Annotated in this window: 18 protein-coding genes; 7 read left to right on the top strand and 11 right to left on the bottom strand. The window is 73.6% G+C overall.

The window, feature by feature from the left end:
* Positions 1-556 precede the first annotated feature (556 nt).
* On the bottom strand, positions 557-2,083 hold the full coding sequence (locus D450_RS0116025; RefSeq protein WP_017539676.1) for a cellulase family glycosylhydrolase: 1,527 nt from the start codon (positions 2,081-2,083) through the stop codon (positions 557-559).
* A 139-nt stretch (positions 2,084-2,222) separates the two neighbouring features.
* Between D450_RS0116025 and D450_RS0116020 the strand changes: the two genes are divergently transcribed.
* Both D450_RS0116020 and D450_RS0116015 read left to right on the top strand, forming a co-directional pair.
* Positions 2,223-2,762 (top strand): hypothetical protein, encoded by a 540-nt coding sequence (locus tag D450_RS0116020; RefSeq protein ID WP_017539675.1) that lies wholly within the window; start codon positions 2,223-2,225, stop codon positions 2,760-2,762.
* Positions 2,763-2,771: 9 nt separating this feature from the next.
* On the top strand, positions 2,772-3,494 hold the full coding sequence (locus tag D450_RS0116015) for an adenosylcobinamide amidohydrolase (RefSeq protein ID WP_017539674.1): 723 nt from the start codon (positions 2,772-2,774) through the stop codon (positions 3,492-3,494).
* A gap of 78 nt (positions 3,495-3,572) precedes the next feature.
* On the opposite strand, the gene D450_RS0116010 is transcribed toward D450_RS0116015, so the two are convergent.
* Both D450_RS0116010 and D450_RS0116005 read right to left on the bottom strand, forming a co-directional pair.
* The gene (locus D450_RS0116010) at positions 3,573-4,226 is read right to left on the bottom strand and encodes a vitamin K epoxide reductase family protein (protein ID WP_017539673.1); all 654 of its coding nucleotides are present in this window, start codon (positions 4,224-4,226) and stop codon (positions 3,573-3,575) included.
* Positions 4,223-4,903, bottom strand: a complete 681-nt coding sequence (locus D450_RS0116005) for a DsbA family protein (protein WP_017539672.1) — start codon at positions 4,901-4,903, stop codon at positions 4,223-4,225. The genes D450_RS0116010 and D450_RS0116005 overlap by 4 nt, the downstream gene beginning before the upstream one ends.
* An 808-nt stretch (positions 4,904-5,711) precedes the next feature.
* On the opposite strand from D450_RS0116005, the gene wrbA reads away from it, so the two are divergent.
* Positions 5,712-6,326: an NAD(P)H:quinone oxidoreductase gene (wrbA, locus tag D450_RS0115995; protein ID WP_017539670.1), complete on the top strand. Its 615-nt coding sequence runs from the start codon at positions 5,712-5,714 to the stop codon at positions 6,324-6,326.
* A gap of 73 nt (positions 6,327-6,399) precedes the next feature.
* Here the strand turns inward: wrbA and D450_RS0115990 are convergent, their stop codons facing one another.
* A complete protein-coding gene (locus tag D450_RS0115990; protein ID WP_017539669.1) occupies positions 6,400-7,404 on the bottom strand; it encodes a LacI family DNA-binding transcriptional regulator in 1,005 nt (334 codons plus the stop codon).
* Positions 7,405-7,687: 283 nt separating this feature from the next.
* Between D450_RS0115990 and D450_RS0115985 the strand changes: the two genes are divergently transcribed.
* Positions 7,688-9,064, top strand: a complete 1,377-nt coding sequence (locus D450_RS0115985) for a NupC/NupG family nucleoside CNT transporter (protein WP_017539668.1) — start codon at positions 7,688-7,690, stop codon at positions 9,062-9,064.
* A gap of 99 nt (positions 9,065-9,163) precedes the next feature.
* On the top strand, positions 9,164-10,291 hold the full coding sequence (locus D450_RS0115980) for an adenosine deaminase (RefSeq protein ID WP_017539667.1): 1,128 nt from the start codon (positions 9,164-9,166) through the stop codon (positions 10,289-10,291).
* Positions 10,292-10,380: 89 nt separating this feature from the next.
* Here D450_RS0115980 and D450_RS0115975 read toward each other — a convergent pair whose 3' ends face one another.
* Both D450_RS0115975 and D450_RS0115970 read right to left on the bottom strand, forming a co-directional pair.
* The gene (locus D450_RS0115975) at positions 10,381-10,848 is read right to left on the bottom strand and encodes a pyridoxamine 5'-phosphate oxidase family protein (RefSeq protein ID WP_017539666.1); all 468 of its coding nucleotides are present in this window, start codon (positions 10,846-10,848) and stop codon (positions 10,381-10,383) included.
* A gap of 101 nt (positions 10,849-10,949) precedes the next feature.
* On the bottom strand, positions 10,950-11,360 hold the full coding sequence (locus D450_RS0115970; RefSeq protein ID WP_026128588.1) for a VOC family protein: 411 nt from the start codon (positions 11,358-11,360) through the stop codon (positions 10,950-10,952).
* A gap of 243 nt (positions 11,361-11,603) precedes the next feature.
* Between D450_RS0115970 and D450_RS0115965 the strand changes: the two genes are divergently transcribed.
* The gene (locus D450_RS0115965) at positions 11,604-12,509 is read left to right on the top strand and encodes an SGNH/GDSL hydrolase family protein (RefSeq protein WP_017539664.1); all 906 of its coding nucleotides are present in this window, start codon (positions 11,604-11,606) and stop codon (positions 12,507-12,509) included.
* A 46-nt stretch (positions 12,510-12,555) separates the two neighbouring features.
* On the opposite strand, the gene D450_RS0115960 is transcribed toward D450_RS0115965, so the two are convergent.
* From D450_RS0115960 to D450_RS0115940, 5 genes are all read right to left on the bottom strand, one after another.
* Positions 12,556-13,578, bottom strand: coding sequence for a sodium:calcium antiporter (locus D450_RS0115960; protein ID WP_017539663.1), 1,023 nt, complete (start codon positions 13,576-13,578; stop codon positions 12,556-12,558).
* A gap of 117 nt (positions 13,579-13,695) precedes the next feature.
* Complete coding sequence (locus D450_RS0115955; RefSeq protein WP_017539662.1) at positions 13,696-14,712, bottom strand: FecCD family ABC transporter permease; 1,017 nt, start codon at positions 14,710-14,712, stop codon at positions 13,696-13,698.
* Positions 14,709-15,686, bottom strand: coding sequence for an iron chelate uptake ABC transporter family permease subunit (locus D450_RS0115950; protein ID WP_017539661.1), 978 nt, complete (start codon positions 15,684-15,686; stop codon positions 14,709-14,711). Before D450_RS0115950 ends, D450_RS0115955 begins: the two co-directional genes overlap by 4 nt.
* A gap of 103 nt (positions 15,687-15,789) precedes the next feature.
* Positions 15,790-16,752 (bottom strand): ABC transporter substrate-binding protein, encoded by a 963-nt coding sequence (locus D450_RS0115945; protein ID WP_017539660.1) that lies wholly within the window; start codon positions 16,750-16,752, stop codon positions 15,790-15,792.
* Between the two features lie 70 nt (positions 16,753-16,822).
* Entirely contained in the window at positions 16,823-17,704 is an 882-nt protein-coding gene (locus tag D450_RS0115940) for a siderophore-interacting protein (protein ID WP_017539659.1), read from the bottom strand.
* A gap of 461 nt (positions 17,705-18,165) precedes the next feature.
* On the opposite strand from D450_RS0115940, the gene D450_RS0115935 reads away from it, so the two are divergent.
* A complete protein-coding gene (locus D450_RS0115935) occupies positions 18,166-19,179 on the top strand; it encodes a ParB/RepB/Spo0J family partition protein (RefSeq protein ID WP_017539658.1) in 1,014 nt (337 codons plus the stop codon).
* Positions 19,180-19,198: the final 19 nt, after the last annotated feature.

Raw genomic sequence — 19,198 nt, 5'->3', positions numbered from 1 at the left:
GGCCGCGTCCTTGTGAGCGGTGCGACCGCTGCGCCGCGATCGGCGCCCCCGCCCCGGGCGCGCGCCCCCTTCTCTCCTTGCCGTTGATCTCGGGGAAGTCGGGGTAATACTCGCCGGTATTACCCCGACTTCCCCGAGATCAACAAGGGTGTCGGTGCGGGCGGCAGACAGTGCCCCCGGGGGCGGCCGGGGCCCGCAGAGTCCAACCACGCCAGCGGACACGACCGGGGCGCCCCGCTCATCCGTCGCCGCCCTACCCGTCCGACCAGCGGGAACCCGGCAGCCGGCGAGAAGCAGTGAGCGGGGCACCTGCTCCTCCATCGCCGCTCCTCCCCCCTGGGCCGACAGGGCCCCGGCGGACGGCAAGCAGGCATAAGCGGCTACCCGGCCGCTCCGTCGCCGCCCCACCGCCCCGGCCGTCCGCACGCCCGAGCCCCGCCCCCGAAAACACGGCCCGCAGGCCCACGGTGCTCCCCATAGCCGACCCCGGTGACCGGGGACTTCTCTTGACGGTTCTTCTCTTGATGAACTCTTCTCTTGATGAACCCGAGCGCGACTACGGCCGATCGGGACGAACTCTCAGTTCGTACTCTGTTCCGGGGTCAGAGGACGCGAGTTCGACGGCCAGGACTCTACGTTCGGCGTCCCATTCCACGGAGGCCTCGGCCTCGCCTCCGGTCGATGCGGCGACCCGGGCCTCTCCGCCATCGGGGAACTCCCCTTCGGGCAGGTACACCTCGGTGGGGCCGGTGACGCCCTCCACCGCCTCGAATCGAACTGTGAGCTGCGGGGACCCCGGAGAGTCCGAGCCCCCGGAGCCACCAGCGCCCCCACCCGTGCCGCCGGGGTCGTAGCCGACGTCCAGCGGTTCGCCCGCGACCACCCGCGGGTAGGCGCGGTCCATCACCTCGGCCAGGGGACCGGGGGTCAGGTCCTCATCGGCCCAGGGGCCCCACCCGTCGTGGTCGTTCGACCAGTAGGCGCGCCCGGTCGCCATGGAGTCGGTGACGTCGAGCATCTTCGCCACATAGGCCTCCGCCCCGTCGCCCGACATGTCGAGGCCGAACTCGCCGAGGACGACGGGCGCGCCCAAGCGCTCCGCGGTCACCCTGACGTTCTCCTCCCAGAGCGCGATGGCGGTGTCCACCTGTCCGCGCCCCTCTCCTGTGTAGGACCGGCCGAGGTCCATCGGGAGCGGGTAGGCGTGCGGCGCGTAGACGATGCGCGGCTCACCCGGGCGGGGGTCGTCCAGCCGGGGGAGCGCCGAGGGCGTCCCCCAGTTCCCGCCTACGGCCTGGCCCTCCACGAAGATCCACGTGTCGGTGTCGGCGCCGCGGATCCGCTCGGTGCAGCGCCGGTAGAGCTCGGCGAGGGGCCCGCGTTCGAAGGCCGGACCCTGCAGGCTTCCCCCGAAGGGCTCGTTCATCAGGTCGTAGCCGATCACCGCGGGGTCGTCCGCGAAGCGCTCGGCGACCCGGCCCCAGGCGTCGGCGTAGTGCTCCATCAGCTCGGGGTGGTCGCCGGTGGTGTTCCAGAAGTGGTCGAAGGCGCGCATCGTCCCCGGCTCCAGGTACACCAGCTCCCACATGTCCTGTTCGGCGACGGGCAGTCCGTCGGTGCGGGTGGCCCAGGCCGGCGCCCCGTTCCCGGAGTGGCGGTCGGGGGAGACGTCCGCCCCGTACAGGTCCTGGTGCATGTCGAGCAGCACGTGGTACCCGCGCTCCCCGTACCAGTCCACACGTTCGGCGACGGCGTCCAGGTACGCCTTGTCGTACTCCCCCGGCTCCGGTTCGACGGCGCTCCACTGGATGAGGAGCCGCACGAAGTTGGTGCCCATGGTGTCGTACTCGTGCTGCACGTCCTCCTCGGTGATCCACGGCAGGGAGTCCGGGTCGGCCTTGGTGGAGCCGGAGGTGTTGAAACCGTGCAGGAAGAGGGCGCGCCCCTGGTCGTCGGTGATGTAGCGCGGGGGACCGGGCTCGGTCCGGGTGACGGCCGCGACGCCGGCCGCGGCGGTCACGAGGACGGCGGCCACGGCGACCGCCCGGAGGACGGGGCGCCGGGTCCGCGTCGTTCTGCTCACCGCACTCCTCTTCGGGGGACGTGTTCGGGGCGCGTGCCTCGTCGGAGGCGGGGGCGCGTCGCACCAGGGGTTCGGCGGGGGAGGGGAGTCTCCGCCGAACCCCTGTCCTTGTGAGACCTGGATCACTATCCTGCAGAACGTGAATGATTTTCGCAATAGCCCGGCGACGCCCGCCGCACGCACGGGCGCCTCCGCCGCGGCCGCCGCACTGGCCCCCTGCCTGCTGTTCGGCTCGGCGGCCTTCCTCACCTGGCTGACCGCGACCGCCGGTCCGCTCGTGGTCCCCTCCGCCCTGGGCGCCCCGTTCGGCCCGCCGCCGCTGCGCGCGGTGCCGCTCGGCGAGCAGCCGTGGTCGGCCCTGGTGACCGAGCTGGCGGCGGTGGCGGTGCTGGCCGCCGCCACCGGGCTGGCCACCGCCCGCGCCGCCCGCCGCCGCCCCGCCGCCGGCCGGGGACGCACCGCGCTGTCGGCGTGGGGCGCCTTCGCCGCCGGTACGGCGCTCGCGGGTGTGCTGCGCGGGGCCGTCCCGGCGGCCGCGATGGGGCTCGGCCCGCTGGGCTGGGCGGTCTACGCGGCGGGCGGCGCGGTGGCCGGTCTGCTGTGGGGCGCGGCGCTGGGATGGGTGTGCGCCCTCGCCACGGCGGCGGTCCACCGCCCGGCGGAGGCGGGGGAGCGCTAAAGTCGCGCCGTGGACAGGCGGGAACGGACAACAGCGGTACCCGGGGGCGCGCTCATCGCACCGCGCCTGCACACGCGCCGTGAGGACGGGCGCGAGCTGCGGGCGCTGGTGTGGGACGCCGGACCGGGATGGCGGATGCTCTCCTCGGCGGTGCTCGGTGGCGGGCTCGGCGACCGGTCGTTCGTGGTGAACGCCCAGGTCTCCGGCGACTACCGGCGGCTCGACCCCGCCGTGCACCTGAGACAGATCGCGTCCCGGGCAGGGGTGCGCGGGCGGGGCGTGGGACTGATGACGGCTGCCGAGGTGTCCCGCGCGCGCTTCGCCGCGGACGGCGGGGCCGAGGCGCTGGCCACCGTCGGCATCGGTCGCCCCACCTGGGCGGCGGACTCCCCTGATCTGGACGAGATCCGGCTGGGCGCCCCCTTGGCCGGACCCGGCCCCGGAACGATCAACATCGTGGCGGCGGTGCCCGAGCCGCTGTCCGATTCGGGGCTGGCGAACCTGCTGGCCACGGTGGTCGAGGCGAAGGTGCAGGCGGTGATGGAGGCCGGTTTCGCGTGCACGGGGACCGCCTCGGACGCGGTTGTCGTGGCGTGCCGGACCGGCGTCGCCGGCAACGCCCCCGATCCCTTCGGCGGGCCCCGGTCGCGCTGGGGAGGCCGGGCGGCGCGCGCGGTCCGCGACGCCGTCCGCGCGGCCGCGGAGGAGGACGCCGCCCGGCGCGACGGGTGACGGCCGGTGCCCCCTCTGGCAAAAGGGGACCGCCCGCCGCATGACGCGGCGGGCGGTCCCCGCCTCTTCCTGAGGCCTTTAGATCCGCCCCGTCCAGAAGGACCAGAAGGCCTGGGCGATGGCCGCGATGACCAGCAGGAACCAGACCGTCACCACGACCGTGTGGTTGCGGATCAGCACCCTGGCCGCCGACCGGACCCCCGCCGGGAGCGGGATGCGGCCCGTCCGCACGTTGTCCAGGGTCGTGTAGACGAAGATCGGGATCATCACCGCCCACACCACCATGCAGTACGGGCACAGCGCGCTGATCCGGTACAGGCTCTGGAAGATCAGGTAGTGCACGAACCCGATGCCGAAGAGCACGCCGCCCTGGAGGCCCCACCAGAACCACGGCCGGAACGAGGCCCCGGAGAGCAGCGCCATGCCGACGGCGGTCACGACGGCGAAGCAGGCGATGCCCAACAGCGGGTTCGGGAACCCGAAGACCTCCGCCGTCGGGGTGTCCATGACCGTGCCGCAGCTGATCACCGGGTTGACGCTGCACGTGGGCACGTAGTCGGAGTCGGCCAGCGAGTTGATCTTCTCGATGGCCAGCGCGAACGCCGCCAGCAGGCCGACCGCGCCGCCGACCGCCAGCACCCAGGGCAGCGCCCGGCCGACGATCGGCGCATCGGCTCCCGTACCCGACGGCGCCGGCGCGGGGGTGCCGCCGGCGGCCTTCTGGGCGGTCACTCCTCGCCCCCTTCCTCCTGCGCCGCCTCCAGCTCCTCGTCGATGACGTCGCTGAGCTGCTTCTCGGTGGGCATGGACGACATCAGGCGGCCGTTGACGAAGATCGTCGGGGTGCCCTCGACGCCGGCCTCGGTGCCGTCGGGGATGTCGGCGTTGACCCGCTCCAGGATCGCGGGGTCGTTCATGTCCTCCAGGAACTGCTCGCGGTCCAGGCCGATCTCCTCGGCGTAGTCGACGAACACCTCCGGGGTGGGCTCGGAGGCGCCGCTCCACTCCTCCTGGGTCTCGAAGAGCTTCTGGTACATCTCCTCGAAGGCGTCCTGCCGGGAGGCGGCCTCGGCGGCCGCGGCCGAGGCCTCGGCGTTGACGTGCCCGGGCAGCGGGAAGTAGCGGACGACGAAGTTGACCTGGCCGTCGTACTCCTCGCGGACGTCCTCCATGACGGGGTACATCTGGCCGCAGGCCGGGCACTCGAAGTCGAGGAACTCCACGATGGTGACGTCGGCCCCCTCCACCTCGTCGAGGTAGTGGCTGTCCTCGCGGACGAGGGTCTCGGCGGAGACCCGCTCGGCTTCGGCCGGGCCCCCTCCGGTCACCGAGCGCACCACGGCGAAGACGCCGAAGGCGAGCGCGAGCACGAGCAGGAGGCCGAGGGTGATGCTGAGATTTCTGGTCATGTCCTCACCAGGATCGCTTCGGGGCGCCGCCCCGGGTCGGGGGCCGGGCGCCGGGAAAGAAGGTCGGGGGGTCCGGTGAAGGGCGCACCGCCAGGGGGTGGCGGCGGTGCGCGGGCATCTACACCCGCTGGATGCACAGGGTGGTGAGCAGCCGGATGCCGCTGGGACGCCAGGCGGCCCGGGCCACGGCGGNCCCCCCCCGCCCCCCCGGCGCCAGCCGCAGGACGACCGCCAGGGCCGCGCTCAGCAGCAGCATGAGCAGCAGCGCCGTCGAGGCGGTCCGGTGGTCGGCGGGCGACTTCACACCGGAGTCGTCGCTGTCGGTGCCGAAGTAGGCGGCCGTGTTGATGATCGGGGCGTCGCAGTCGTCGTGCGCGGCGTCGGGGGCCAGGGCCTGCGCCCCGGTCGGCTCGGCGGGCGCATCGGCGACGACCGCCTTGCCGGCGACCGCCTCGGTGTGCACCTGCGCGGGCACTTCGCCGGCGGACGCGGCCGCGGCCATGCAGACGAGGCACACGTAGTGCAGGGCGAGGACGACGGCGAGGGCGAGCACCCACCCGGGGCGCGCCCTCCATCCGCGCTTCCGCGCCGCCTGCACCGTCTTCACGGCGCAAAGGGTACCCCGGCCGTCCCTGCCTGTCCCTCCCCCTGCGCCACTCGCGCACCGGGGTCCGCGGCGGCGCGGAGCCCGCGCGACCCGTGTGCCTCCCCTCACACCGCACTCCACCCCCTTGCGAGGGAATAAATGTGTTTGCATTATTTTTCTAGCAAGCAGTCATCCCGCAAGCGATCTGTGTGAGGCACCACCATGAGCGACGTCAAGCTGAGCGTCATCTACTACTCCTCGACCGGCACCGTCTCCGCGCTGGCCAAGGAGCTCGCCGACGCGGCGGAGAAGGCGGGGGCCGAGGTGCGGCTGCGCAAGGCCGCCGAGCTCGCCCCGGAGGCGGCGATCGAGAGCAACCCGGCGTGGGCCGCCAACATCGAGGCCACCAAGGACGTCGCCGAGGCGAGCGCCGACGACGTGGTCTGGGCCGACGCGGTGATCTTCGGTTCGCCGACCCGCTACGGCAACATCGCCTCGCAGCTCAAGCAGTTCATCGACACGCTCGGCCCGCAGTGGGCGGAGGGGAAGCTGGCCGACAAGGTCTACAGCGGCTTCGCGTCCTCGGCCACGCAGCACGGCGGCCAGGAGAGCACCCTGCTGGCGCTGGCGAACACCTTCTACCACTTCGGCGGGATCATCGTTCCCCCCGGCTACACCGACGGCTCCAAGTTCGTCGACGGCAACCCCTACGGCACCTCCCACGTGGACGCCCAGGGCCAGAACCCGGTCGACGACACCTCCCGCAAGGCCGCCCAGGTCCAGGCCGAGCGCGTGGTCCGCATCGCCCGCGCCCTCAAGCCCGGCGCGAGCCTGTAGGGCACCCGGAACGGTCGGCAAGGGGGGCGCCCTTCTCGGCGCCCCCTTGTCCTGTCCGCCGCCCTGGGCACGGTCACCCGGTCGGGCGGGTGGTTCCCCGGATGACGAGTTCCGGGGCGATGGCGACCCTCCGGTGGGGTTCGGCCCCTCCGCCGAGGCGGTCGGTCAGGGTGCGGACCGCTTCGGCCGCCAGTTGCTCCTGCGGCTGGCGCACCGTGGTCAGGGGCGGTTCGGCCAGTTCGGCGAAGGGTATGTCGTCGAACCCGGTGACCATCACCCGGCCCGGCACGTCCACCCCGCCGCGGGCCAGTTCGCGCAGAACCCCCAAGGCGATGGTGTCGTTGCCGCAGACGATGCCCTCGGGCAGCGCGCCGGGGCGCTCCAGAAGTCGGCGCGCCGCCGTGTGCCCCCAGTCCAGGCTGAAGTCGCCCAGCAGCACCCGCTCGGCGCCGCCCGGGCACAGCGGCGCCGCACCGCGGAAGCCGTCCAGGCGGGCCTGGGCCGAGGAGTCGGTGGGCTCGGACCCCACATAGGCAAGGGTGCGCGCCCCCGCCGCGACCAGGTGCTCGACCGAGGCCAGGATCCCGGCCTCGCTGTCCACCCCCACCCAGCTCCCGCCCCCGCCGTCCAAGCACAGGTCGAGCTGGACGGTGGGCACCCGGCGCCCCGCCGCCTCGATGGCCGCGCGGCTGTGCTCGCGGTGGCAGGGGACCGCGATCAGCGCGTCGACCCGCCGGTCCAGCAGCGAGCGCAGCTGGGCCTCCTCGACCCCGGGGTCGTACTGGGAGGCGGCCAGCAGCAGCCCCCGGCCGCCGCGCGCGGCCTCCCGCTCCACCGCCTCGACCAGGGTGGCGAAGAAGGGGTTGGAGATGCGCGGCACCACGATGCCGATGCTGTTGGTAGTGCGGCTGCGCAGCGCCGCGGCCACCGCGTTGGGCTCGTAGTCCAGTTCGCGGGCGGCGCGCAGCACGCGCTCCCTGTTGGCCGGCCGGACCCCGCGCCCGCCGGACAGCGCTCGCGAGGCGGTGGCCACGGACACTCCGGCCCGCTCGGCGACGTCCTTGATGGTGACCGACATCACTTCACTCCTCGGAACCGGACGGGGACGGGGTGTCGAGAAATCGTTTTCTCATGCACGGGAGAGCCTGGCAGGACACGCGATCCGGCTTGCGGTCAAGGACTCACCAGCTCATTTACGATGTTCTGTGACAACTCTGACGGGTTGACAAAAGATCTCACACGCTTGCAGTGTGCTGCATCACGGTAATCGTTTACATCCCCGGCGGGACCTCCGCCACGGCGGCCGAGCGGACCCCCGCGGCCCGGCAGGCGCGCATCACACACCTAAGAAGGGAGGGGGCATGGACGTGCTCAACGTGCTGTGGGGCATCGGCGGGATGCTGGTGATCCTGGCCATCGCGTTCGCCTTCTCGACCGACCGGCGCGCGATCCGCCCGCGCACGGTCTTCGGAGCACTCGCCGTCCAGGTCGTCTTCGGCCTGGTCGTCCTCTACCTGCCTCCGGGCAAGGCCGCGCTGCAGACCATCGCGCTCGGCTTCCAGTCCCTCATCGACGCCTCGAACGAGGGCATCGACTTCCTGTTCGGCCCGGTCCTGCCCGAAGAGGGATCGGTCTTCGCCTTCCAGGTGCTGCCGGTCGTCATCTTCGTGTCCTCCCTGACCGCGGTGCTCTACTACCTGAACATCCTGCAGTGGGTCGTCCGCATCATCGGCGGCGGGCTGCAGAAGGTCCTGGGCACCGGCAAGGCGGAGTCGATGAACGCCACCGCCAACATCTTCCTCGGCCTGACCGAGGCGCCCCTGGTCATCCGCCCCTACCTGAGCCGGCTCACCCGCTCGGAGCTGTTCGCGGTCATGGTCGGCGGCCTGTCCACGGTCGCCGGCAGCGTGCTCATCGGCTACTACCTGCTCGGCGCGAGCATGGAGTACCTGATCGCCGCCGCCTTCATGGCCGCCCCCGCGGGCCTGATGATGGCCAAGATCATCATGCCGGAGACCGAGAAGGAGTCCTCCGAGGCCGCCGTCGAGGGCCAGGAGAAGGTGCCCGCGGTCCCGGCCGGCGGCGGGGCCGCCGCCGACACCCCCGACACCGCCGACACCGCGGTCGCCGAGGGCCATGCGCACGGCACCGGCACCTCCTCCGGCGCGGGCGACACCGAGGAGGGCGCCACGGGGGCCCTCGCCGACGAGGAGGAGACCAAGCCGCACAACGTCATCGACGCCGCGGCCCGCGGCGCCACCGAGGGCCTGAAGCTGGCCCTGAACATCGGCGCCATGCTGCTCGCGTTCATCTCCCTGGTGGCCCTGCTCAACATGGGCCTGGGCGCTCTGGGCGGCCTGTTCGGCATGGAGGACCTGAGCTTCCAGAAGATCCTGGGCTGGATCTTCTCCCCGCTGATGTTCGTCATCGGCGTCCCGTGGAGCGAGGCGGTCGCCGCCGGCGGCTTCCTCGGCCAGAAGCTCATCCTCAACGAGTTCGTGGCCTTCCTGGACTTCACGCCGCAGATGGCCGAGCTGTCCGACAAGACGGTGGCCATCGTGACCTTCACGATCACCGGCTTCGCCAACGTCGGCTCGCTGGCCGTGCTCCTGGGCGGCCTGGGCAACCTGGCCCCCAACCAGCGCAAGCGCATCGCCAAGCTGGGCGTGCGCGCGATCATCGCGGGCACCCTGGCCAACCTGATGAGCGCCGCGATCGCGGGCATCCTCATCGGTTAGCCGCCCCCGCCGTGCGGCCCGTCCCCTCACAGGGGCGGGCCGCACACGTATACGACAGACCCGATCCACCGCAACGAACCCGACCCCAGAGGAGTCTCGATGCTCGGTCAGTCCGAACGGCCCACCCCCGACCAGATCCGCCGGGCGCCCAAGGTGCTGCTGCACGACCACCTCGACGGCGGGCTGCGCCCGGCCACGGTCGCCGAGCTGGCCGCCGAGTCCGGCTACGACAGGCTGCCCGCCACCGACCCCGCCGAGCTGGGCCGCTGGTTCCGCGACGCGGCCGACTCCGGTTCGCTGGAGCGCTACCTGGAGACGTTCTCGCACACGGTCGGCGTGATGCAGACCCGTCCGGCGCTGGTGCGGGTGGCCGCCGAGGCCGCCGAGGACCTGGCCGCCGACGGCGTCGTCTACGCCGAGGTGCGCTACGCCCCCGAGCTGTTCCAGGAGAGGGGGCTGGGACTGGACGAGATCGTCGAGGCCGTGCAGGAGGGCTTCGCCGAGGGCGAGCGGCGCGCCGCCGCGGCCGGCCACCGGATCATGGTGCGCACGCTGCTGTGCGCGATGCGCCAGAACGCCCGCGCCACCGAGATCGCCGAGCTGGCGGTCCGGCACCGCGACGCCGGGGTGGCCGGGTTCGACATCGCGGGCCCGGAGGCGGGCTTCCCGCCCACCCGCAACCTGGACGCCTTCGAGTACCTGCGCCGCCAGAACGCGCACTTCACCATCCACGCAGGGGAGGCCTTCGGGCTGCCCTCGATCTGGGAGGCGATCCAGCACTGCGGCGCCGAGCGGCTGGGGCACGGCGTGCGGATCGTGGACGACATCAAGGTCGGCGACGACGGGTCGGCCGAGCTGGGCCGCCTGGCGCAGTACGTGCGCGACACCCGGATGCCGCTGGAGATGTGCCCGAGCTCCAACGTGCAGACGGGGGCGGCCGAGTCCATCGAGGCGCACCCGATCAGCCTGCTGCGGCGGCTGCGGTTCCGGGTCACGGTGAACACGGACAACCGGCTGATGAGCGGCACGTCGATGTCGGAGGAGTTCGAGAAGCTCTCGGAGGCGTTCGGCTACACGCTGGACGACATGCAGTGGTTCACGCTGAACGCGATGAAGTCGGCGTTCCTTCCGTTCGACGAGCGGATCGTGATCATCGACGACGTGATCAAGCCGGGGTACGCCGCCCTGCGCTCCGAGCACCTGTTCCGCACCCCGGGCCGCGCCTGACGGCCTGAGGGGGACGGGGGAGACGACAGAAGGGGTCGCGCGATGCGCGGCCCCTTCTCCGTGTCCGTCCACAGGGTGTGGACGAGAAGTCAGGTCGACCGGCCGTCCAGCCAGCGCCCGTCGAGCATCAGGTCGCGCCCCTCGACCTCGTTCACCTCGCGCCAGGCCTGGATGCGCTGCGGCCGGACCCGGAAGTACAGGTAGGACGCGCCGTTGTCCCGCGGCTCGAACCCGCACTTGTCGGCGAAGGCATCGCCGATCTCGGAGGGCATCTCCGTGTTCTCCACCGGATCGGCGGTGCCGTCGATGACCACGACGTCGCGGGTCCCCCCGAGGCTCATCCGCGCCCGCCCGTCCGTGAGCAGGTTGCGCCCGGTCACCGACGCCCGCGACGTCGCGAGGAGCAGCGTCTCGCCGTCCCACATGAAGGAGAGCGGTACGAGGTACGGGCCGGCCGACGGGCTCGACGTGGAGACCCAGAGGTCGATCTCCTCCTCCAGCTTGGCCCGTGTGTCCCGGATCCGCTCTGCCCGCCCGCGCGGCGGCGCGTCCTTCATCGGTTCCTCCGTCCAGCCGTCGCTGCCGTTCCGTCGGTGCCGCACATGCTCCGCGAGCGCCCGCCCCCACGAGGGGTCGCACATTGTGGGCCCCTTCGCACTCAGTCCGCCTGGCGGATGCGGACGAGGTTCCCCGCAGGGTCACGGAACGCGCAGTCGCGGATCCCGTAGGGCTGGTCGGTGGGCTCCTGGACGACCTCGGCGCCCCGCGCCACCACCTTCTCGAAGACGCCGTCGAGGTCCGGGGCGGCCAGCAGGATCCAACCGTAGGTGCCCTTGGCCATCATCTCGGAGATCATGCGGCGCTCGTCCTCGGTGAGCCCCGGGTCGACCGCCGGCGGCGCCAGGAGGATGGAGGTCCCGGGCTGCCCGGCGGGTCCGACCGTCACCCAGCGCATGGTGCCCTGGCCCACATCGGAGCGGACCTCGAAGCCGAGGACGTCGCGGTAGAAGGCGACCGACTCCTCCGGGTCGACGTGCGGGAGCGGTGTGGTGTGAATCGTGATGTCCATGCCGCTCACCCTAGAAGCGGCGCCGTGGCCTGCGCTTCTCGATTCCTGACCGGCTTGGGCCCGTCAGGGGGATTGACGGGCCGGTGGCGCCGCGGTGAGGATTACTCACCGGTAAGGGTTTTTCGCGGACGTCCGCACCGTCCGCTGCGCGCAGCCTCCCCCGTGTCCCTCCGAGTCCCCCGCACCCCGCGGCCCGGGCCTCTGTGCGCCCGGCCGCCCTCGGACACCACGCGAGGTCGCGCCATGCCCCCACCCCCCCGCACCCGCCGACTCGGTCTGGCCGCCGCCCCCGTCGCCGCGGCGGCGCTCGCCCTCCCGATGCTGGGCGCCGCCCCGGCCTCGGCCGTCTCCGTCCCCACCGACGGCGCCGTACAGGAGTACGCGGCCCTGGGCGACTCCTTCACCTCCGGCGTCGGCATCCCCGACGAGGTCGACGCCGAATGCGGCCGCTCCGACCGCAACTACCCCACCCTGGTCTCCGCCGACCTGTCGCCCGGCTCCTTCACCGACATCAGCTGCGGCGGCGCCACCACCGAGCACATGACCGAGCCCCAGGGCTCCAACCCGCCGCAGTTCGACGCCCTCGGCGCCGGGACCGACCTGGTGACGCTGCAGGTCGGCGGCAACGACATGGGGTTCGCCGACATCGTCACCCGGTGCGCGTTCCTGGGGACGTTCAACCCCTACGGCGAGCCGTGCAAGAACAGCTACACCTACGGCGGAACCGACCGGCTGCAGGAGCGGATCGAGGAGACCGCGCCGAAGATCGACGGGGTGCTGGAGGGCATCGCCGAGCGGTCGCCGGACGCGCGCGTCCTCCTCCTCGGCTACCCGGTGATCATGCCCGACGACGGGTCCAACTGCCATTCCACCGTTCCCATCGCCGCCGGGGACGCCCCCTGGCTGCGCGACACCCAGAAGAGCCTGAACGACATGCTCGCCGAACGGGCCCAGGCCCACGGCGCGGAGTACGTCGACACCTACACCGGGTCCATCGGCCACGACCTGTGCAAGCCGCAGGACGTGCGGTGGATGGAGCCGCTGAACGCGGTCGACGCCGCGCCCGTCCACCCGAACGCCGCAGGGCACGAGGGCATGGCGGGCGCAGTGCTCGGCACGGCCCTGCCGGTGCCCGCCGGAGGGGCCTGACCCTTCCGTCCTCCCCGCGGGGGCCGGCCCGGGCCGGCCCCCGCGCTCACCCCAGTGCGGCCAGGGACACGACCCCGACCGCGTACACGAGGAGGATCGCCACCCCCTCGAACCCGATGCCCGACTCGTCGCGGCGGATGAGCCCCGCGGCCACCAGCAGGTTGAGGACGATGGCGAGCCCGATGAGCAGCACCACCCGCGGCCCCATGGCGGCGTACAGCGACCCGTCCCGGTAGGCGGCGTCGGCCGCCGACAGGAACAGCACGTCGAAGCCGTTGCCGCCCACGATGTCGCCGATCGCCAGGTGCAGCGCGCGGATGCGCACCGCGAACAGCACCGTGACCAGCTCGGGCAGGGAGGTGACCACACCGGTGATGACGGCGCCCACCACACCGCTGGACAGGCCGGTCTGCGCCGCCACCGAGAGCCCCGCCTCGCCCACCGCGTACCCCGTCCCCGCGACGACGGCGGCCAGCAGGACGAACTTCACCCACATCACGGACAGGCGCTCGGAGGTGTCGGACGGCCCCTCCTCCGGCAGGTCGGGCCGGGTGCTCCTGGTGTGCACCACCCTCCACAGGGGGCGGTCGCGGACCTCGCGCGACAGGTGCAGCCAGTAGAGGTAGCAGCCCACCAGCACCGGCGAGGCGATGTGCACGCCCACCACGGTGACCTGCGGTCCGGCCCCGGCCATCAGCACCACGCCGAGCATGACGGCCAGGACGACGGGCGCGAGGAGGTTCTGCAGCGACGCCGCGGCGTGTTCGAGATTGGAGCGCCGGTAGTACAGGTCGGCCAGGGCCAGGAACGCGGTCTGCACGGCGATGCCGCCCAGGGCGTTGCCCATCGCCAGCTCCGTGTCGCCCGCACTCGCCGCGACGATGCTGGTCAGCAGTCCGGGCAGCGACGTGACGGCGCCGACCATCACGATCCCGGCGATCGTCTCGCCGATGCCCGTGCGGTCGGCCAGCCGGTCGACCAGCCGTGTGAAGGGCCCGCCTCCCACGGTGAGCAGCACCGCCGCACCGATCAGGACCGCCGCGCTCGCCCACAGGGGCCAGGCGCCCATGGCACCGCCCTTCCCCGTCGGTGTCACGTCCGTGGCCCTGTCCTACCCGGAGCGGGCTCTTGCTCCATCGGCCATGTCGGTGGGCCGGTCCGGGATCAACGGCGGGGGGACGGTCGGCTAGGGGCGCCTGCGCGCTTCGTGGACCAGCAGCCACACCAGGTAGGCGCCGCCGAAGACGACGGTCACCGCGCCGACCGGCACCGTCAGGGGGATCACGTGCTGGGCGATGAGGTCGGACGCCAGCAGCAGCCCGGCGCCGACCGTCCCCGACGCCGCCAGGGGGATCCCCGGCGCCCTGGCGAGGCGGCGGGCGATCTGCGGTGCGGCCAGGGCCACGAACGCGATCGGCCCCGCCACCGCCGTCACCGTGCTCACCAGGGCGACCGCCACCGCGATCGCCGCCGCCCGGGCACGGTCGACGCGCACCCCGGTGGCCCGCGCCATGTCGTCGCCCAGGTCCATCTGCCGCAGCGCGGGGGCCGCGAACGGCAGCACCGCCAGCAGGGCCAGGGCCGCGCCCGCGGCCGGGTAGGCGGTCTCCGCCGTGACGGTGTTCAGCGTGCCCGCGCCCCACGCCGAGGCGAACAGCGCGGTCTCCACGTCCGCCCGCAGCAGCATCCAGGTGTTGAACGAGGACAGCATGGCCGAGACCCCGATGCCCACCACGATGAAGCGGAAGCCCTTGATGCCGCCCCGGTAGGCCAGCACGTAGATGACGACCGCGGCGGCCAGGCCTCCCACCAGCGACCCCGACATCAGCAGGGGCCAGCCCCCGCCCAGCACCAGCAGCGCCACCAGCATTCCCGTGAACGACCCGTTCGCCAGGCCGACGATGTCCGGGCTGGCCAGCGGGTTGCGGGTCAGCGTCTGGAACACGCCGCCCGCCACGGCGAGGGCTGCGCCGAACACCACGGCCGCCAGCGCGCGCGGGAGGCGCCATTCGATGACGACGATGCGCTCGAACCCGTCGCTGAGCCCGGCGAGCACCGAGACCACCTGGGACGGGCTGAGCGGGTAGTCGCCCAGGCCGAGGGCGAGCACTCCGAGGACGGCCGTCACCACCGCGCCGGACAGCACCACCGCGGCCGTGCGCGGGCGCACCACGCGGCGTCGGCGCAGGACCTGCGCGCTCACAGGCCGCTCGCCTTCGGCCGGCGCACCAGCGCGATCAGCACGGGGGCGCCCACGAACGCGGTCACCACGCCCGCCGGCATCTCGCTGGGCAGCACCGCGACCCTCCCGAGGACGTCGGACAGCAGCACCAGCACCGGGGAGGCGATCAGCGTCCCGAGCAGGATCCTGCGCTGGTCGGGGCCGACCGTCCAGCGGACCACGTGCGGGACCATCAGCCCGACGAATGCGATCGGCCCGGCGACGGCGGTGGCGCCCCCGGCCAGCAGCGTCACGGCGGCGAGCACCGCGACCCGCACCCGGCCCAGGTGCACGCCCTGGGCGCGGGCGACGTCGGGGCCCAGCGCGACCGCGTTGAGCGCCGGCGCCGTGGCTGCCGCCAGGACCAGCCCGGCGGCCAGCAGCGGGAGGACCGGGAGGAGCACGTCGAAGCCGCGCTCCAGCAGGCTCCCCGCGCTCCAGCCGCGCATCCGCTCGAAGGTGTCCGGGCGGGTCAGGGTGAGCCCGGTGGTCAGGCCCGCGAACACCGCGCCCAGCGCGACCCCGGTCACCGTGAGCCGGATCGGCCCGGCCGCCGGCCCCCCGGCGGCGCCGACGCCGTAGACGACGACGGTGAGGACCAGCGCGCCCGCGCAGGCCAGCCACACGTAGGCGGAGGGGTCGCTCACCCCGAAGAAGGCCATGCCCACCGCCACCGCGAACGCGGCCCCCGAGTTCACCCCGAGGATGCCGGGGTCGGCGAGCGGGTTGCGGGTGAAGGCCTGGATCAGCGCCCCGGCCGTGCCCAGCGCGGCGCCGACGGCGAGGCCGGCCGCGGTGCGCGGCACGCGCTGCTCCCCGACCACGAAGCGCGCCTCGTCGCCCCCGCCGCCCGCCAGGGCGTCCAGCAGCGCGGGCACCGGCAGCGGGTTCGCGCCGACCAGCAGGGACAGGACGACGGCCGCGGACAGCGCCGCGAGCCCGCCCGCCACCCACACGGGGGTCCGCGCACGTCCGCGCGGGGTCCGGGAGGGCGCCGCCGCCGTCCCGGCCTCCGCCGTCTCACCTGTCACCTGGGGCCCTTCCGTTCCGTGCGGGGCGCTACCCGGCCGAGAAGGAGTCGGACTCCTCGAGGATGCGGTCGAGGTCGTCGAGCACCGTCATGCCGCCCTTGGGGCCCACCCCGGCGATCCAGAACGACCGGTCGACCGTGTGCAGCTCGGGGAAGGCGTCCTCGTTCTCGCGCACGGACGGGGGCACCGCCTCGGGGTCGTCGACGTCGTCGGCGGTGACGAGCACCAGGTCGGCCTCGGCCTCCAGGGCGCGCTCGGGAGAGATGTCCAGGGAGATGTCCTCCCAGTCGTGCTCGGGGGTGGTGAAGCCCGCGCACTCCAGGGTGCTCCCGGCGAAGGAGGTCGGCCCGTAGAGGGTGAGCACGTCGTCGCGGGGGCGGACGAGCTGGGCGGTCATGCCCTCCGTGCCGTACTTCTCGGCGATCTCGCCGCAGCGCGCCCGGTAGTCGTCCATCAGCGACTCGGCGCCCTCCTCGTCGCCGAGGGCGCGGGCGACCAGCCCGACGTTGTCCTGCCACGGGTCGGCCTGGGTCTCCATGAAGACCGTGGGGGCGACGTCGGAGAGCCGGTCGTACAGGGCGGAGTGGCGGCTCTCGGTCCCGAGGATGAGGTCGGGCTCCAGGGCGGCGATCTTCTCCACGCTCGGCTCGGGGACGGTGCCCACCCCCTGCACGTCGGCGGCCTCCTCGCCGAGGTAGGCCGGGGCGCCGGCGGCCTCGTCGAACATCGCCGCGCCGACGGGGACGGTGCCCAGGGCCACGGCGGTGTCGAGCTGGACCGGTTCGAGGACCACGACCTTCTGCGGGTCGGCGGGGACCTCGGTCTCGCCCCGCGCGTGCTCGACGGTGCGGGTCTCGCCGGAGGCGCCCGCACCGGCGGAGCCGCCGGAGTCCTCGGAGCCGCCGCCGCACGCGGAGACGGCGAGGACGGCGGCCGCCGGAAGGGCGAGGGGGAGCAGCCGCGCGCGGCGGCCGGGGGTGGTCGGAAGCATGGGGGATCCAATCCGCCGGGACGGGATGGCCGGGTGCGGCCACATAAGCGGACCCTAACTTAGCAAAGCCTCACCTCATCTTGGCCACCCCCTGCCTGGTGGGAGGCAGCTCCCCGCGCCGGCCCTTCGCGTTCCAGTAGCCCTGGGCGTGGATGCGCCCGGGGGCGATCCCCGCGGCGCGCAGCCGGTCCCGCATCCGGGCGACGCGGGTGCTCTCGGCGGCCGTCCAGGCGTAGAAGTCCGCGCCGAGGGCGGCCGCGGCGGCGCCGTGCCCGTGCGCCCACGCCTCGATCGCCTGCTGGAGGGGGGCGCCCGGCTCCTCCCCGGCGCGCGGGACCACGGTCGGCGCGCAGCCGGGCCGGGCCCGGGCGACCCAGGCCGCGTCGGCGGGGTCGCCCGCCTCCACGACGACCTCGGCGCGCACGGACGGGGCCAGGGAGGCGAGGATGCCGCGGATCGCCGGGTAGGCGGCCTCGTCCCCGGCGATCAGCACGTGCCCGGCGGGGCCGGGGTCCCACTGGATCCCGTGCCCGGGGCGGCCCCGCCGGACGTCCGGGCCGGACAGCAGGACGCGCTCGCCCCCGCGCGCGGCGACGGCGAGGGCGCTGGCGGGGCCGGGGTGGTCGTGGAGGTAGAAGTCCACGTCCACCTCGCGGTCCCCGGGGCGGACTCCGGCGACGGTGTAACTGCGCATGAGCGGCCGCTCGGGGGCGGGGAGCGCGCGCCAGCGCGCACGCCACTCGGCCTCGCTCGGCAGGCCGCCTCCGAGCCCCTCGGGGATCCGGCCGTCCGGGGGCACGAGGATCTTGATGCGCTGGTCGAGGCCGTAGGGGCCGAAACGGTCCAGGGCCGGGCCCGTCAGCGTGAGCCGGACGAAGCCCGGCGACGGCCGCCGGACGGCGCACACCCGCGTGTCGAACAGCACGTTGGGCGAGGCGGTGAACGACGGCATCGGCGAGGCACTCCAAACCCGTCCGGGGCGGAAAGGGCAGCGTGGTCAGCAGGAGCGGCAGGGGACCGCCCAATGATGCCGCAGGAAGAGCGGCGTCCGGTCACTGCCCCCGTCCCGCCGGACCTGACAATCAACGCCCCGTCCGGCTGCGGAACGTGACGACCGGCTCTAGATTGTCGTGGAGCACAGGCGAACGGACCGGGGGAAGGCGAGTGCCGGGTGAGCACGTGAAGGCCGCCGAGCATGCGGAGATCGCGATCGGCTTCGGCCCCGCCGCCCCCGGCCCGCGCTGCAGCACGCCCCGTGCGCATGCTTCGGCACCGTCGCCGTCGCACAGGGCCGCGACCCCGCCCCCGGCGGCCCCCGTGCCCGGAGCACGGGGGCCCTGGACGACTTCCTCGTCGCAACAACCGACTGCCATCGCTCCGCGTCGACCGTGTGCCGTGACGGAAAGAGGAGAAATGTCCAGCCAGACCATTGAAGCCCCCGGCCGGACGTCCGCCCCCGTGTCCGAGACCGTCCTGATCGAAACGGTGCGCGAGGGCTGGTCGCCCCGCCTCTCCGGGATCGATGAGGACCACGCCCGCCTGCTCGCCGAAGCTCCCGGAGAGCTTCCCCCGATCGTCGTGCACCGCCCCACGATGCGCGTCGTCGACGGGGCCCACCGGCTCCGCGCCGCCCGCATCGCCGGGTGCTCGACCATCGAGGTGACCTGGTTCGACGGTTCCGAGGCGGAGGCCTCCATCCTCGCCGTCGAATCGAACGTGCGCCACGGCCTGCCGCTGACGCTGGCCGATCGCAAGGAGGCCGCGCGGCGGATCCTTCGTACACGCCCGGAGTGGTCGGACCGCTCCATCGCCGCGCGGACGGGCCTGTCCGACAAGACCGTCGGGGCCCTCCGCCGCCGTGCGGAGGCCGACGGGCCGGAGGAGGCGGGGGACGCGCCCGCGTCGCGGGTCGGCCGCGACGGGAGAGTCCGCGCCCTGGACGCCGTGGAGAGGCGGCTGAAGTGCCGAGAGGTCCTGGCCGAATTGGGGGAGGGCGCCTCGCTCCGCCAAGTGGCCGAAGCGGCCGGGGTCTCGGTGGAGACGGCCCGGGACGTCCGAGACAAACTGCGACGCGGCGAGGGGCCCCTCCCTCCGCGGCTCGCGGGGACGCCCACCCAGCGGACCCGCCCGTCGGGGCCGTCTCGCCCACGAGGGCGGGGTCCCCGCCAGCCGGCCCCTCCCCGGGGGAAAAGGCCGGTCGACCTGTTCGCCCTCCTCGATTCCCTGCGCAAGGACCCCGCCCTCCGCTACAGCCGCGAGGGACGCACGGTGATCCGCTGGCTGGAGACGCGGGTCCTCCGTGAAGAGGAGGTCCGGATCGCGCAGCAGGCCCCCGCCCACCGCGCGACGCAGATCGCCGCCGTGGCACGGGCCTGCGCCGTGTCCTGGAACGCGATCGCCACCGAGTTGGAGACCCGCGGCGTCTGACGGCACCGGGCCCGAGCGA

This window comes from Nocardiopsis halophila DSM 44494 (assembly GCF_000341245.1).
GTDB classification, from domain to species: domain Bacteria; phylum Actinomycetota; class Actinomycetes; order Streptosporangiales; family Streptosporangiaceae; genus Nocardiopsis_A; species Nocardiopsis_A halophila.
Note: the sequence above shows the minus strand (reverse complement) of the source record. Positions and strands in the feature narration are given on the sequence as shown.

Coding starts and splice junctions, on each gene's coding strand:
- D450_RS0115965 (WP_017539664.1), top strand. CDS start 11,604: ATGCCCCCACCCCCCCGCACCCGCCGACTCGGTCTGGCCGCCGCCCCC.
- D450_RS0115970 (WP_026128588.1), bottom strand. CDS start 11,360: ATGGACATCACGATTCACACCACACCGCTCCCGCACGTCGACCCGGAG.
- D450_RS0116005 (WP_017539672.1), bottom strand. CDS start 4,903: ATGACCAGAAATCTCAGCATCACCCTCGGCCTCCTGCTCGTGCTCGCG.
- D450_RS0115975 (WP_017539666.1), bottom strand. CDS start 10,848: ATGAAGGACGCGCCGCCGCGCGGGCGGGCAGAGCGGATCCGGGACACA.
- D450_RS0115935 (WP_017539658.1), top strand. CDS start 18,166: ATGTCCAGCCAGACCATTGAAGCCCCCGGCCGGACGTCCGCCCCCGTG.
- wrbA (WP_017539670.1), top strand. CDS start 5,712: ATGAGCGACGTCAAGCTGAGCGTCATCTACTACTCCTCGACCGGCACC.
- D450_RS0115980 (WP_017539667.1), top strand. CDS start 9,164: ATGCTCGGTCAGTCCGAACGGCCCACCCCCGACCAGATCCGCCGGGCG.
- D450_RS0115960 (WP_017539663.1), bottom strand. CDS start 13,578: ATGGGCGCCTGGCCCCTGTGGGCGAGCGCGGCGGTCCTGATCGGTGCG.
- D450_RS0115985 (WP_017539668.1), top strand. CDS start 7,688: ATGGACGTGCTCAACGTGCTGTGGGGCATCGGCGGGATGCTGGTGATC.
- D450_RS0115940 (WP_017539659.1), bottom strand. CDS start 17,704: ATGCCGTCGTTCACCGCCTCGCCCAACGTGCTGTTCGACACGCGGGTG.
- D450_RS0115945 (WP_017539660.1), bottom strand. CDS start 16,752: ATGCTTCCGACCACCCCCGGCCGCCGCGCGCGGCTGCTCCCCCTCGCC.
- D450_RS0115990 (WP_017539669.1), bottom strand. CDS start 7,404: ATGTCGGTCACCATCAAGGACGTCGCCGAGCGGGCCGGAGTGTCCGTG.